Origin of the sequence: Rhodococcus sp. ARC_M5, from assembly GCF_022810405.1 — a bacterium.
Classification (GTDB): Bacteria; Actinomycetota; Actinomycetes; order Mycobacteriales; family Mycobacteriaceae; genus Rhodococcoides; species Rhodococcoides navarretei.
Genome location: NZ_JALGQE010000013.1, coordinates 33,963 through 48,132, shown reverse-complemented (window position 1 = coordinate 48,132; position 14,170 = coordinate 33,963). Strand labels below are relative to the sequence as shown.

14 protein-coding genes and 1 tRNA gene are annotated in these 14,170 nt (G+C 64.5%); 11 read left to right on the top strand and 4 right to left on the bottom strand.

Annotated features, from left to right (window positions below):
- Positions 1-39 precede the first annotated feature (39 nt).
- From MTX34_RS18905 to MTX34_RS18890, 4 genes are all read left to right on the top strand, one after another.
- On the top strand, positions 40-579 hold the full coding sequence (locus MTX34_RS18905) for a tRNA adenosine deaminase-associated protein (RefSeq protein ID WP_243594312.1): 540 nt from the start codon (positions 40-42) through the stop codon (positions 577-579).
- 3 nt (positions 580-582) lie between these two features.
- On the top strand, positions 583-1,038 hold the full coding sequence (locus tag MTX34_RS18900; protein ID WP_243610399.1) for a nucleoside deaminase: 456 nt from the start codon (positions 583-585) through the stop codon (positions 1,036-1,038).
- A 95-nt stretch (positions 1,039-1,133) separates the two neighbouring features.
- Positions 1,134-1,331 (top strand): CsbD family protein, encoded by a 198-nt coding sequence (locus MTX34_RS18895; protein ID WP_243594310.1) that lies wholly within the window; start codon positions 1,134-1,136, stop codon positions 1,329-1,331.
- Positions 1,332-1,422: 91 nt separating this feature from the next.
- Positions 1,423-1,512, top strand: a tRNA-Ser gene (locus MTX34_RS18890).
- Between the two features lie 407 nt (positions 1,513-1,919).
- Here the strand turns inward: MTX34_RS18890 and MTX34_RS18885 are convergent.
- Genes MTX34_RS18885 through MTX34_RS18875 form a run of 3 tightly spaced genes read right to left on the bottom strand, consistent with a single transcriptional unit; the run spans position 1,920 to position 4,332 of the window.
- Entirely contained in the window at positions 1,920-2,387 is a 468-nt protein-coding gene (locus tag MTX34_RS18885) for a hypothetical protein (protein ID WP_243610398.1), read from the bottom strand.
- A gap of 23 nt (positions 2,388-2,410) precedes the next feature.
- Complete coding sequence (locus MTX34_RS18880; protein WP_243610397.1) at positions 2,411-3,325, bottom strand: S9 family peptidase; 915 nt, start codon at positions 3,323-3,325, stop codon at positions 2,411-2,413.
- On the bottom strand, positions 3,322-4,332 hold the full coding sequence (locus tag MTX34_RS18875) for a PHP domain-containing protein (protein WP_243610396.1): 1,011 nt from the start codon (positions 4,330-4,332) through the stop codon (positions 3,322-3,324). Before MTX34_RS18875 ends, MTX34_RS18880 begins: the two co-directional genes overlap by 4 nt.
- A 120-nt stretch (positions 4,333-4,452) precedes the next feature.
- On the opposite strand from MTX34_RS18875, the gene MTX34_RS18870 reads away from it, so the two are divergent.
- Positions 4,453-5,142 carry a YceI family protein gene (locus MTX34_RS18870; RefSeq protein ID WP_243594306.1) on the top strand — a complete coding sequence of 230 codons (690 nt, stop codon included), beginning with the start codon at positions 4,453-4,455 and terminating at the stop codon, positions 5,140-5,142.
- Here the strand turns inward: MTX34_RS18870 and MTX34_RS18865 are convergent.
- The gene (locus MTX34_RS18865; RefSeq protein WP_243610395.1) at positions 5,123-6,028 is read right to left on the bottom strand and encodes a sterol desaturase family protein; all 906 of its coding nucleotides are present in this window, start codon (positions 6,026-6,028) and stop codon (positions 5,123-5,125) included. The genes MTX34_RS18870 and MTX34_RS18865 overlap by 20 nt on opposite strands.
- 113 nt (positions 6,029-6,141) lie before the next feature.
- On the opposite strand from MTX34_RS18865, the gene MTX34_RS18860 reads away from it, so the two are divergent.
- The 6 genes from MTX34_RS18860 to MTX34_RS18835 all read left to right on the top strand — a co-directional run bounded on the left by MTX34_RS18860 (position 6,142) and on the right by MTX34_RS18835 (position 14,135).
- The gene (locus MTX34_RS18860) at positions 6,142-6,777 is read left to right on the top strand and encodes a heme-binding protein (protein ID WP_243610394.1); all 636 of its coding nucleotides are present in this window, start codon (positions 6,142-6,144) and stop codon (positions 6,775-6,777) included.
- Between the two features lie 60 nt (positions 6,778-6,837).
- Entirely contained in the window at positions 6,838-7,296 is a 459-nt protein-coding gene (locus tag MTX34_RS18855) for an Rrf2 family transcriptional regulator (RefSeq protein WP_243594437.1), read from the top strand.
- Between the two features lie 86 nt (positions 7,297-7,382).
- Positions 7,383-8,066, top strand: a complete 684-nt coding sequence (locus tag MTX34_RS18850) for a TetR/AcrR family transcriptional regulator (RefSeq protein ID WP_243610393.1) — start codon at positions 7,383-7,385, stop codon at positions 8,064-8,066.
- Between the two features lie 2 nt (positions 8,067-8,068).
- On the top strand, positions 8,069-10,357 hold the full coding sequence (locus tag MTX34_RS18845; RefSeq protein WP_243610392.1) for an MMPL family transporter: 2,289 nt from the start codon (positions 8,069-8,071) through the stop codon (positions 10,355-10,357).
- Between the two features lie 89 nt (positions 10,358-10,446).
- Positions 10,447-12,180 carry an ABC transporter ATP-binding protein gene (locus tag MTX34_RS18840; RefSeq protein ID WP_243594301.1) on the top strand — a complete coding sequence of 578 codons (1,734 nt, stop codon included), beginning with the start codon at positions 10,447-10,449 and terminating at the stop codon, positions 12,178-12,180.
- A 95-nt stretch (positions 12,181-12,275) separates the two neighbouring features.
- Positions 12,276-14,135 (top strand): ABC transporter ATP-binding protein, encoded by a 1,860-nt coding sequence (locus tag MTX34_RS18835; RefSeq protein WP_243610467.1) that lies wholly within the window; start codon positions 12,276-12,278, stop codon positions 14,133-14,135.
- The last annotated feature ends 35 nt before the right edge of the window (positions 14,136-14,170 follow it).

The following is a 14,170-nucleotide window of genomic DNA, read 5'->3' as shown; positions in this document are numbered from 1 at the left end:
ACTTCGAATACCGGCCCCTACCGGACTACCGTTGCGCGCATGGCCGCACAGCGCGCGAACAACAACCGCGCATCCGCACCGGAATACGACGACCTCGAGGGATTCGGCGTTGCAGTTGTCCGAGAGGACGGCAAGTGGACCGTGACGCCGCTGTCCGACGACGCACTGACCAGCCTGTCGGCGGCAGAGACCGAATTGCGTGAACTGCGCAGCTCGGGAGCAGTGTTCGGACTGCTCGACGTGGACGAGGAATTCTTCGTCATTCTGCGTCCCGCACCGAACGGCACCCGCCTCCTGCTGTCCGACGCGGTCGCCGCCGTGGACTACGAAATTGCCGCGGACGTTCTCGACGCGTTGAACATCGAGATCCCGGACGTCGACCCCGACGAACTCGACGACATCGAACCCTACGAAGAAGGCGACCTCGCCCTGCTGGCCGACCTCGGACTACCCGAGGCCGTGCTCGGCATCATCGTCGCCGAGACCGACGACTACCCGGACGAGCAATTGCAGTCCATCGCCGAACGACTGGGCTTCGAAAGCGAGTTCGCCGCAGCGGTGAACAAGCTGCGGCGGTAACCGATGCCGGTGTCCGACGCGGACATGATCCGCGCAGCGCTGTCGGCCGCGGCCGAGGCATCGGATGCCGACGTCCCCGTCGGAGCCGTCGTGTTCGACGCCTCGGGACGTGAGATCGCCCGGGGCTGCAATGCGCGGGAGGCGTCGGGCGACCCCACCGGGCACGCTGAAGTGATCGCGTTGCGTCGAGCAGCGGCTGTCCACGGTGACGGCTGGCGACTCGAAGGCTGCACGCTGGCCGTCACGTTGGAACCCTGCACGATGTGCGCCGGGGCGTTGGTCCTCGCCCGCGTCGGAGCAGTGGTGTTCGGGGCTTGGGAGCCCAAGACCGGAGCCGTCGGCTCGCTGTGGGACGTCGTGCGAGACCGTCGACTCACCCATAGGCCTCAGGTTCGAGGCGGTGTCTTGGAAGCCGAATGCGCCGAAGTCCTGACGCAATTCTTCGCCCGCCAGAGATAACGATCTCGTCACATGCTGGCCGCGGACCGCGAATGTGTGGACTGTAGAAGGCGGGAGCGCAACGACGTGCTTCTACTTCTGTGAAGGAGAAAAGTATGGGCATCGGCGACAAGATCTCGAACAAGTCCGAAGACCTCGGCGGCAAGGCGAAAGAAGCCGCAGGTTCGGCCACCGGAGACAAGGACCTCGAAGCAGAGGGCAAGGGCGATCAGACCTCGGCTGCATTCAAGGACGGTGCCGAGAAGGTCAAGGACGCAGCCTCGAACATCAAGGACAAGCTCACCGGCAACTAGATTTGCGCGGGAGTGGAGCCTGCGAAACGACCCATTGGTCAGCTGAGCAGGCGATTTAGCCTCAGGCCGTCATTCCGGTACAGTCTTCTGCGGTGGCGTGTCCGAGCGGCCTAAGGAGCACGCCTCGAAAGCGTGTGAGGGTTCACCCCCTCCGAGGGTTCAAATCCCTCCGCCACCGCCACAGCTCCCCACCCGATCCGTCGGGTGGGGAGTTTTTTTGTGCGCGTGGGGTGGGGGCTGCGCCGGGCCAGGTTTCTTCGCAAACGCGCGCGCATTCGTCAGACGCGAGCAAGTTCGCTGCCTAGACCGCGAGCGTTTGGCAAATGCGCGCGCGTTTGCGGGATCACCGGGGCGGGATCACTGTGCGGAAGTGGGCGCACTGAGGAGTGCGCGGGTATCTGGTACACCGTTGCGGTTGGCGGTCCTCTGCGTCCAGGTTTCTTCGCAAACGCGCGCGCATTCGTCAGACGCGAGCAAGTTCGCTGCCTAGACCGCGAGCGTTTGGCAAATGCGCGCGCGTTTGCGGGATCACCGGGGCGGGATTGCCGGACCGGGCCCAGCCGGGCAGAACTCCAGCGACTCAGACGCTCAGCATTGCCCCGCACCGGCGGCGTCGAGGCCACGCAGAATTTCGTTCTGATCGCCGGGCGGTACGTCGTTCCAGCTGGGCGCGGTGGTCATTTCGGTGCGCAGACCCTCGACCGACTTGGCGCGATCGGAGATTCCGGTTTGCTCCAGCGCATCGATGGACGGCATGAACTGGGTACAGGTCTGCTGGTAGAGCGCTTCACCGGTGACCCCTGAGGTCGCATCCGTCGGAGCTGCAGGCTCGGCAGCAGGCGGCGGCTCGACGGCCGGAGCCGGGGCCGGTGCAGGAGCGGGTGCAGGCGCGTCGACCGTGGTGGTCTCGGCGACCGTCGTGGAGGCGGCGGCAGTGGTGGTCGTGGCGACAGTTGTAGTGGTCGACGCTTCCTCGCTCGACGGGTCGCTGCTACATCCGGCCACCGAGACGGCCATGATCAGCCCGAGCAATCCGGTCACGATTCTTCGTTTCATCGCAACTGTGTACCACCTGGACCTCAGAGCAGGGTCTGCGCCCGCCCCGTGATGGTGCTGAGCGTCGTCGACCAGGCCACGTTCTTCGGGTCGAGGAACGCGCCGTGTCCGGCTCCGGGCAGAACGACTAGCTCGGGGTCGGTGCTGCCCGCCTTCGTGGCGGCGTCGACGTAGACGCGGCTCTGGTTGACCGAGACGGTTCGGTCGGCGTCACCGTGCAGCGCGGTCAGCGGAACGTCGAGGGGGAGGTATTCGATGGGGGAGGCGATCTTGTAGCGCCCGGGCACTTCGTTGGGCATGCCGCCGAGAAAGGCGGGGACGAACTTGTCGCCGCCGATGTCGGCGGCTCGTTTCATGTCGAAGACGCCGGCCATGATGGTGGCGCTGCGTGGCCGGATTCTCGGTTCCGCTCCCGGCGCATCGACCGGCATCAGGTGTCGAGCGGCCACCCACGCGGCCAGCTGCCCACCGGCCGAGTGTCCGGCGATGTGGACGCGATCGAGATCGAGCCTCCCGCCTGCTGCGTCCTGTACGACGGTTGCCAGCGCCTCGGTGGCGTCGTCGACGTCGGAGAGCGTGTTGGCCCAGTTGTTCGGCCCACGCCGATACTCGACGTTCCAGACGGCGATGCCCTCGTCGGCGATGGCCGTCGCCATCTGCTGGAAGTACGACAGGTCTGGTTCTTCCTGCCACCCTCCGCCGTGGATCATCACCACCACCGGGAGGGAGATGGCGGTGTTGTCGGGGAGGTAGAGATCGCCGATGTTGTCCGGCTCGTACCCGTACTTCAATCTGAGTGGGTCGCTGGTCGGACTCGAAACCGGTTGCAGCGCTGCCGAATAGGTCTCTGCGGTGCTCGGTGAGGAGTCGGTGTCGGCCGAGCTGCAACCGACCAGTGCGACCGTCAGCACGCAGGAGAGGAAGTGGCGACGGTTCACGCGCGCCGAGCCGTCCACTCGAGCAGTTCGGCGAGCGGCCAGGTGTTGATCACGCGCTCAGCAGGGACGCCCTGTGCTTCGGCGCGGATGCAGCCGTAGCCCTGCCAGTCGAGTTGCCCGGGTGCGTGCGCGTCGGTGTCGATGGAGAACAGGCAGTCGCGTTCGAGGGCGATGTCGATCAGTCGCTCGGGGGGATCCTGGCGTTCGGGTCTGGCGTTGATCTCGACTGCGGTGCCGAATTGACGGCAGCCCTCGAACACCACGGGGGCGTCGAACGTCGATTCGGGTCGGGTGCCGCGTCCGCCCTCGACGAGCCGTCCGGTGCAGTGGCCGAGGACGTCGACATGAGGGTTGGCGATGGCGGTGACCATGCGTTTGGTCATGGTCTTGGAGTCGGCTCGCAGGTTGGAGTGCACGCTCGCCACCACCACGTCCAGCTCGGCGAGCAGTCCCTCGTCCTGGTCGAGCGAGCCGTCGTCGAGGATGTCCACCTCGATCCCGGTGAGGATGCGGAACGGTGCGAGCCGCTCGTTGAGTTCGGCGACGATGTCGAGCTGGGCGCGCAGACGCTCGGCGGTGAGGCCGTTCGCAACCTTCAGGCGTGGGGAATGATCGGTCAGCGCGCAGTACTCGTGACCAAGCCCCGCAGCCGTGCGCATCATCTCCTCGATGGGGCTGCCGCCGTCGGACCAGTTGGAATGGGTGTGCAGATCGCCTTTCAGTGCGGCGCGAAGATCGTTGTCGCCGATGGGCTCTGCGGCAGCCCGTTGCTCGAGCAGGTAATCAGGGACGTCCTGGGTCAGAGCCTGTCGAATGATCAGCGAGGTCTTGGCTCCGATGCCGGTCAGTGAGGACCAGGTGTCTGCCTTCTCGTGCTCGGATCGCTGTGCGGGACTGAGGGATTCGACCACATCGGCAGCCCTGCGGTATGCCTTGACGCGGTGGGTGTCCGAGCGTGATCGTTCGAGCCAGAAGCCGATCTCTCGAAGCGCGCCCACCGGATCCATGTGGACCATTGTGCCTGCCGGTACCGACACATGTTCACGGGGTAAACGGACAAAACTCTCAGGGAGTTGCCAGGCCGCTCGTTCCCCACCGGCTTGAAGCTGCAACTACCATCGGCAGTCATGACCAAGAAATGGTGGATCGTAGGAGTAGTTGTCGTCGCCGTCGTGGCGCTCGGGCTGTACTTCGGCCCCAAGATCTATGCGTCTCTGCAGGAAGACGACGCACCGGCAGCATCCGTGTCGACCTCCGGCGCGCAGGCCGCGAGCACCGAGAGCATCGACGGACGGTGGATCGTCACCCCGGGCGACGCTGCCAACACGACCGCCGCGGGCTATACCGTCGACGAGCTGCTCAACGGCTCCGACGTCACCGTGGTCGGATCGACGACCGAGGTGGCAGGCAATGTGGTCATAGCCGACGACACCCTCACCGAGGGCCAGGTGGTCGTGATGACCAACTCGATCAGCACCGACAGCGATCGTCGCGACGGCCAGTTCCGCGGCAACATCTTCGATACCGCCACCTACCCGACGGCGACGTTCAGCATCGACTCGCCGATCGATCTGTCCGACCTCCCTCGGGACGGAACCACCATGACCGTCACCGCGGAGGGCACGTTGACGCTCAAGGATCAGACGCGTCCGGTCTCGGTCGAGATGGAGGTACTGCAGTCCGGTGACACGCTCATCGCGTCGGGTGCCATTCCGACGACGTGGTCCGACTACGAGATCGAGCCGCCTTCACTCGGTTTCGTCACGGTCGATCCGTCCGGGACCATCGACTTCCTGATCAATCTGAATCAGCAGTAGCGCGTTCTCGGGGGCCGGCAGGCGTCCATCCCGGCGGTCCGACGAGATATCCGACGCGTTCCTTCCATGACCGCGATGCCGCAACATCTCGCGCGATGTTGCGGTATTCGTGTGTCTGGAGGGTCCAGATGTTGAACGTGTCGACCGGTTTCGTCAGGCCGTAGTTGGGGCGCTCGACCTCCTCGGCGTACGTGCCGAACAGGCGGTCCCAGATGATCAGGATGCCGCCGTAGTTCTTGTCCAGATACTGCGGATCGCGGCCGTGATGGACGCGATGATGTGAGGGCGTGTTGAAGACGAACTCGAACGGACGCGGCAGCCGGTCGATGCGCTCGGTGTGTACCCAGAATTGGTAGACGAGGTTGATCGAGAATCCGACGAACACCATCCACGGCGGCATTCCCAGCAGGGGGAGCGGAAGCCACATGATGACCTCGCCGCTGTTGTTCCACTTCTGACGCAGCGCCGCGGCGAAGTTGAAGTACTCGCTCGAGTGGTGGGCCTGATGCGTCGCCCAGATCAGTCGGGTTCGATGCGCGATGCGGTGATAGCCGTAGAACAGCAGGTCGACGCCCAGGATCAGGATCACCCACGTGTACCAGGCGTCGGCCGGGAGATGCCACGGCGCGACGTAGACGTAGATCGCCGTGTACCCGATCAGGGCGAGTGCCTTCCACGCCGTGGTGGTCGCGATCGACACCAGGCCCATGCTGAGGCTGGCCCGCGCATCCCTCGCGGAATAACTGCCCCGCGAACCGTCCTCGAGCTTTGCGGCTGCGATCCACTCGATCGCCAACAGCAGCGCGAATGCGGGAATGGCCAGCGCCACGGGATCGCGCAGCGGCTCGGGCAGTGCGTTCCACGCCGTACCGATCCACTCGTACATCGAACCTCCAGTGCGTGACAGCCAGGTGAAAAGTGTAACGCTGCCTGTCCAGCTTTCCTACGGCTCGTACCGTGGAAGGTGCGCACCTATCGGCAAAGAGAGCGGAGTCGGACTTGTTGCAGAAAATCGCGTCCACGGCCGGACAGGTAGTCGAGTCCGTGGTGGGTGTCGTCGGAATTCGGGTCGGCACCGAGGAACCACCGCACACGAGCCGGCGACTGACCGATGCGGTGGAGATTCGTCGCTACGAACCACGCATCGCGGCCCAGACCACCGTCGACGCCGATGAAGACGAGGCGCGCCAGGAGGGTTTTCGTCGCCTGGCCCGGTACATCTTCGGCGGAAACGGGGGTAAGCAGAAGGTCGCGATGACCGCTCCTGTCAGCCAGTCGTCCGCAGGCTCGCAGAAGATAGCGATGACGGCTCCCGTGTCGAGCACGTCCGGCAGCGACGGCTGGGTCGTTCGGTTCTTCATGCCGGCCGAGTGGACGATGGACACGCTGCCCACGCCCGACGACGACCGCGTGACGTTGACGGCGGTTCCGGCGGAGACAGTGGCCGTGCTGCGTTTCAGCGGTGGCCGCAGCCGGGACGCTGTCGAACCGAAGCTGGCGGCGTTGACCGACACTCTGCGCGCCCACGGCATCGAGATGGTGGGTGAGCCGATGACCTGGTTCTACGATCCGCCCTGGACCTTGGCACCTTTCCGTCGCAACGAGGTGGTCGTCGCGATACCGGACGGTTCCTGACAGCTCGGCTCACTGCGGCAACTGCTCGCCACATTCCTATCGGAATGATAGGAATTGAGCGTGCACATCACGGCCAAGGCGGACTACGCGGTCCGGACGCTCGTCGAACTCGCGGCCGTCGGCGGGCAGCGGCCGGCGAAGGCCGAGGCCCTGGCCGCCGCGCAGGGTATCCCGCACAAGTTTCTCGAATCGGTGCTCTCGGATCTCCGTCGCGCAGATCTGGTGTGCAGTAGACGGGGACCCGACGGCGGATACTGGCTGGCGCGGGAGGCGTCGGACATTTCTGTTGCCGACGTGATCAGGGCAGTCGAGGGGCCGCTGGCGTCGGTGCGCGGGCAGCGGCCCGAGGACGCGGAATATGCCGGCCCCGCCGAGCCGCTCACCCGGGTCTGGCTGGCGGTGCGCGTCAATCTTCGCGCGGTGCTCGAGGCGGTGTCGCTCGCGGATATCGTCGAGGACGATCTGCCGGGCTTTGTGAAAGAGCTGGTCAGCGAGCCGACCGCATGGGCGCGTCGATGACCTGAGTCACATCTGTTGCCAGCTGTGTCGGGATCGACAAAATTGCACTCCACTGCAAACTTGCAGAACCGTGCAAGTTCCGTAGGTTGGTAAGCGTGACTTCTCCGACGGGCCTTCGCGATCTGAAGAAGGCTGCCACCCGCGACGCCCTCGGCATGGCCGCCGTGCGTCTGGGCAAGGAGCACGGCTTCGAGGCGGTCACCGCCGACGCCATCGCGCACGAGGCGGGAGTGTCCACCCGCACGTTCCACAACTACTTCTCCAACAAGGAAGAAGCAGTTCTTCATCACATCGAGGTGTCTGCCCTCGAGTGGTTCGAGCTCCTGCGCGCCAGGCCGTCGACCGAACCGATCTGGGACTCGTTGCGGCACATCGCAATCAACCTCGTCGCGGACCCCGGCCGGGATCTGGACGACACCTTCGCGGCAGCACGGCTCATCGAAGCCAACCCCGCCCTGATGGCACGCAAACTCGAAATGCACCAATCGCTGACCCGCAAACTCGGCGAAGCCATCGCCGAGCGAACCGGCACCGATATCGACACCGACCTCTACCCGAACCTGCTCCAGATGGCCGTCGGTGGTGCCGTCACGGCAGCACTGAACATCTGGGTCACCGACTCCGCAGGCGCATCGACACCGAGGGCCCTCATCGAGGACGCCTTCGACCAACTGCGCGCCGGCCTGCCAGAACCCAAGGGTCGTTCCGCAGGCTCCACTCCTGACCCCGAACCTCACACCCCCACGTCCGAACACAACCGAGGAGCTTGACCGTGGCCACCTATCTCTACCGAATCGGAAGATTCGCGTACCGGCGTAAGGGCATGGTCCTCGGACTGTGGCTGGCGATTCTGGTTCTCGCCGGAGTGGGCGCAGCAACGCTGTCCGGCCCCACAGCAAACTCGTTCAACATCCCGGGCACACCGGCACAGGCCGCACTGGACCTGCAGGAGGAGCGCTTCGGCAACGCCGAGGATCCGCTCACCGCCGTCAACGCCGAGTACGTCTTCCAAGCCCCGGACGGGCAAACGCTGGACACCCCGCAGTACACCTCGGCCATCGATGCCACCATCGCCGAGATCGAGAAGATCGACGCCGCCAAGCCTGCGGAAGGTGCTCCGCCGCTGGCCAATCCGGTCGCTGCCAATCAGTCCACCATCGAGCGATACACCGAGGCAGCAGCGGAAGCAGGTACCCCGGCGGACGAGGTAGCAGCCGACGCCGCAGCCACATCACCGCTGAGCCCCAATGGCAACGTCGGAACGGTCACCGTGCCGATCGACGTCGAGCTCGCGGACGTCACCGACCAGATCCGCACCGAACTCGACGAGGCAGCACAGCCCGCGCGTGACGCCGGCCTGACCGTCCTGCTCGGCGGAACCGTCGCGCAGGACACCGCCCCGCCCGGCGGAACGTCGGAACTCGTCGGTCTGGCCGTGGCCGCCGTCGTGCTGCTCATCATGTTCGGATCCGCCGCGGCCGCCAGCCTGCCGCTCATCACCGCCATCGTCGGCATCGGCATCTCGAGCCTGGCGATCACCACGGCATCCGGCTTCGCCGATCTGTCGACGTTCACACCGGTGCTCGCCATCATGATCGGTCTGGCCGTCGCGATCGACTACTCCCTGTTCATCCTGGCTCGCTACAGACACGAGTTGACGCTCACCGACGACCGTGAGGAGGCCGTCGGCCGGTCGGTGGGAACCGCAGGCTCGGCCGTCGTGTTCGCCGGTGCCACCGTGCTCATCGCCCTCGTCGCGCTGCGCGTCGTCGGCATCCCGTTCCTGTCGCAAATGGGTCTGGCAGCCGGATTCGCGGTGTTCATCGCGGTACTCATCGCACTGACATTCCTGCCCGCCATGCTCGGCCTCTACAAGGGCAAGGCCTTCGCAGGCAAGCTCAAGTTCGTCAACACTGCCGACCCGGAATCTCCCGATGCCAAGCCCACCAACGGACTTCGGTGGGCCAGGTTCTTGGTCAAGCGTCCCGCGGTCGGCCTGATCGGCGGCATCGTCCTGCTCGGCGTCATCGCAGGACCGGCCACAGGTCTGTCGCTGGCTCTGCCGTCCATCGCCACGTCCGATCCGTCCACCCCCGCGCGTCAGGCCTATGACGTCGTCGACGAAGGGTTCGGTCCCGGACGCAACGGACCGCTCCTGGTCATCGCCGACGCGTCGAGCGTGACAGAGGCCGATCGGACTGCCTCGTTCGGCAAGGTCGTCGAGACGATCACCGAGCAGTCCGACGTCACGAACGCGCAGATCATCGCCGTCAACCCGGCCGGTGACACCGCGCAGATCCTGGTCACACCGTCATCCTCGCCCAACAGCGAGCAGACCAAGACCCTGGTGGCGAATCTGCGCGACGCCGAGCCGGGCGTGCAGGCCAGCGACGGCGTTTCCTACGGCGTCACCGGGCAGACGGCACTCGAGCTCGACGTCTCCGAACGGCTGCAGGACGCCTTGATTCCGTACCTGGCAGTGGTCGTCGGCCTGGCCTTCGTGCTGCTGATGCTGGTGTTCCGCTCCATCCTGGTGCCGCTGACTGCAACGCTCGGATTCCTGCTCAGCGTGCTCGCGACCTTCGGTGCCACCGTGTTCATCTTCCAAGAGGGCGGGCTCGGCCTGATCTCCAACCCGCAGCCGATCGTCAGCTTCATGCCGATCTTCCTCATCGGTGTCGTGTTCGGCCTCGCGATGGACTATCAGGTGTTCCTCGTCTCGCGCATGCGTGAGGAGTTCGTCCACGGTGCCGCCGCAAAGGATGCCGTCGTCAACGGCTTCAAGTACGGCGCACGAGTGGTCACCTCGGCCGCGGTCATCATGATCTCGGTGTTCGCCGCGTTCATCGCCGAGCCGGACTCGTTCATCAAGTCCATCGGCTTCGCGCTCGCGGCGGCCGTCTTCTTCGACGCGTTCGTCGTGCGCATGGTGCTGATTCCGTCGGTGATGGCGCTGCTGGGCGACAAGGCCTGGTGGCTGCCGAAGTGGCTGGACAAGATTTTGCCCAACGTCGACATCGAAGGTGCCAAGCTGAAGACGGCCCCGGAGAAGACTGCCTAGTTCCCGCCGGCCGGTCGGCCGAAGATTACCCGCAACACTCGAAAAACGGAGAGACTGTTATCCATGTGTACGAGTAATCTTCGGCCGTCATGCTGATCCCCCTGCTGCGCACGTATCTGGCTCCGTACAAGATGCCGATCGTCGCGCTGGTCCTGCTGCAACTCGTCGCGACCTTGGCGGCGCTGTTCCTGCCCAGCCTCAATGCCGACATCATCGACAACGGTGTGACCGTCGGCGACACGGGCTACATCGTGTCCGCCGGCGGAGTGATGCTGTTGGTGTCGGGAGTGCAGATCATCAGTTCTGCCGCAGCGGTGTTCCTCGGTGCTCGCACGGCCATGAGTGTCGGACGTGACCTGCGCGGGGCCATCCTGCACCGCGTCGGCACGTTCTCTGCTCGCGAGGTCGGCCAATTCGGCGCCCCGTCGCTGATCACCCGCAACACCAACGACGTGCAGCAGGTGCAGTTGTTGATCATCATGGGCTTCACCATCGTGGTGATGGCTCCCATCATGTGCATCGGCGGCATCGTGATGTCACTGCGTGAGGACATCAGCCTGTCGTGGATTCTGCTCATCGCAGTGCCCGGCCTCGCGATTGCAATGAGCTTGATCATCGTTCGGATGGTGCCGGCGTTCCGCTCCATGCAGAAGCGCATCGACGCGGTCAACCGCGTATTGCGCGAACAGATCACCGGGATTCGCGTCGTGCGGGCCTTCGTTCGCGAACAGTTCGAGGTCGACCGTTTCGGTGCGGCCAACACCTCGTTGACCGAGACGGCACTCAAGGTCGGTCGGTTGATGGCCTTGATGTTCCCGACAGTCATGCTCATCAGCAACGTCACCAGCGTCGCCGTCATCTGGTTCGGCGGTCACGCCATCGACAACGGCACGATGCAGATCGGTTCGCTCACTGCGCTTCTGAGCTACATCATGCTCATCCTGATGTCGGTGATGATGGCGTCGTTCATCGCGATGATGGTGCCGCGCGCATCGGTGTGTGCCGATCGCATCAGCGAGGTTCTGGCCACCGAATCCTCGGTGGTGCTGCCCGAGAATCCCCGGACGTTCGTGTCCTCACCGGGCACGGTCGAGCTCGTCGGGGCCGAATTCTCCTATCCCGGAGCCGAATACCCGGTGCTGTGCGGGGTGAATCTGACTGCCGAGGCAGGCAAGGTCACCGCCATCATCGGCGGCACCGGATCGGGTAAGTCGACTCTTGTCAATCTGATTCCACGGCTGATGGACGTCACCGGCGGTCAGGTGCGGGTCGGCGGTGTCGACATTCGCGAACTCGATCTGGACCTGCTGCGATCGGAGATCGGATTCGTGCCGCAGAAGCCGTACCTGTTCTCCGGCACCATCGCCAGCAATCTGCGGTACGGCAAGGCCGACGCCACCGACGCAGAATTGTGGGAGGCGCTCGAGATCGCCCAGGGTGCCGACTTCGTGCGCGCGATGCCCGACGGCCTCGAGACTGCCGTCGCGCAGGGCGGCACCACCGTATCGGGAGGTCAGCGCCAGCGGCTCGCCATTGCCCGGGCGCTGGTACGCAAGCCCAAGATCTACCTGTTCGACGACTCCTTCTCCGCTCTCGACCTCACCACCGACGCCAACCTTCGCGCGGCGCTGCGTCCGGTGACACGAGATGCATGCATGATCGTTGTGGCTCAACGAGTGTCGACCATCGTCGACGCCGACCAGATTCTCGTGCTCGACGACGGAAAGCCGGTGGGCGTGGGTAACCACGAGCAACTGATGGACACGTGCCCCACCTACGCCGAAATCGTCGACTCCCAGCGGCAAGTCGCAGGTGCACTGTGACCGACATCGACACCACCAAAGATTCCACAGCCGGCAAGGATTCCGCGGCCGAGCCTTCCACCGAGAAGAAGAAGGGCAGCCGCGTCGCGAAGGCGCTGCCGGCCACGAAAGCCAAGAACTTCAAGGGCTCGTTCAAACGCGTCGTCGGTTTGCTCGCTCCGGAACGATTCCTGCTGAGCCTGATGCTCGTGCTGGGAATTGTCAGCGTCGTCCTCAGCGTGGCTGCGCCGACCGTCCTCGGGCACGCCACCAACCTGATCTTCAACGGAGTCGTCGGCGGAGATCTCGAACCGGGTCAGACGAAAGAACAAGCGGTCGAGGGCCTTCGGGCCGCCGGTAACGACACCGTCGCCGATCTGGTCTCGGGCATGGACGTCACACCCGGTGCGGGAATCGATTTCGGTGCCGTCGGAACGGTCCTGCTCTGGGTGCTCGTACTCTATGTGGCGTCTGCACTGCTGGCGTGGGGGCAGGGCTACATCCTCAACATCGCGTTGCAACGTCGAATCCTGTTGCTGCGCGGCAGCGTAGAGGCCAAGGTGCATCGCCTGCCGCTGCAGTACTTCGACAACAATGCCCGAGGCGAGACGCTCAGCCGCGTCACCAACGACATCGACAACGTCTCGACAAGCCTGCAGCAGACACTGAGCCAGCTGATCACCGGCATTTTGACCGTGCTCGGCATCCTCGGCGTGATGATCTGGATCTCACCGTTGCTCGCTCTGGTTGCGCTGCTGACGATCCCGGCCTCGTTCCTGGTGACCGCGCTGATCGCCAAGAGGTCGCAGCCGCACTTCGTGGCGCAGTGGCAGCACACCGGCAAGCTCAACGCCCAGATCGAGGAAACCTACACCGGCCACGAGATCGTCAAGGCGTTCGGCCGCCAGGCGGAGGTGGAACGCGAGTTCGGTGACCGCAACGAGAAGCTCTTCCAAGCAGGCTTCCGGGCGCAGTTCATCTCCGGTCTGATCATGCCGATCATCATGTTCCTCGGAAATATCAACTACGTCGTCGTCGCCGTCGTGGGCGGTCTTCGCGTGGCGTCGGGAACACTGAGCCTGGGCGAAGTGCAGGCGTTCATTCAGTATTCGCGGCAGTTCACTCAGCCGCTGTCGCAGGTCGGCGCGATGATCAATCTGATTCAGTCCGGAGTCGCGTCCGCCGAACGCATCTTCGAGGTGCTCGACGCCGACGAGGAAGACCCGGACGTCGTGCCTGCGTCCAGCCCGACGGAGCGTCGCGGACGCGTCGAATTCGACAATGTCTCGTTCAGCTACTCGCCGGAGCAGCCGCTCATCCAGAATCTATCGCTCACCGCCGACCCGGGACATCTGGTGGCGATCGTCGGACCGACAGGAGCCGGCAAGACCACACTGGTCAACCTGATCATGCGGTTCTACGAGATCGATTCCGGCCGAATCACACTCGACGGTGTCGATACACGCCAGATGACGCGCAACCAGCTGCGCTCACGAACCGGCATGGTGTTGCAGGACACCTGGTTGTTCGGTGGCACTATCCGCGACAACATCGCCTACGGCGACCCGACCGTCAGCGAGGAAGAGATCCTCGAAGCAGCTCGGGTCAGCTATGTCGACAAATTCGTCCATTCGTTGCCCAACGGATACGACACGATCATCGACGAGGAGGGCAACAACGTCAGCGCCGGTGAGAAGCAGCTCATCACCATCGCCCGTGCCTTCCTGGCCAAGCCGCTGATCCTCATTCTCGACGAGGCCACCAGCTCGGTCGACACTCGCACCGAGCTGCTGGTGCAGAAGGCGACGGCAGCGCTGCGAAACGATCGCACCAGTTTTGTTATTGCGCATCGCCTCTCGACCATTCGTGATGCCGACACCATCGTCGTGATGGAGAACGGCAGCATCGTCGAGCAGGGCAATCACGAAGGATTGCTCGACGCCAAGGGTGCGTATTACCGGCTCTACAGCAGTTGAGTGCGCCTCCGCCGCAGTGGCGTGAATAAGTGCCG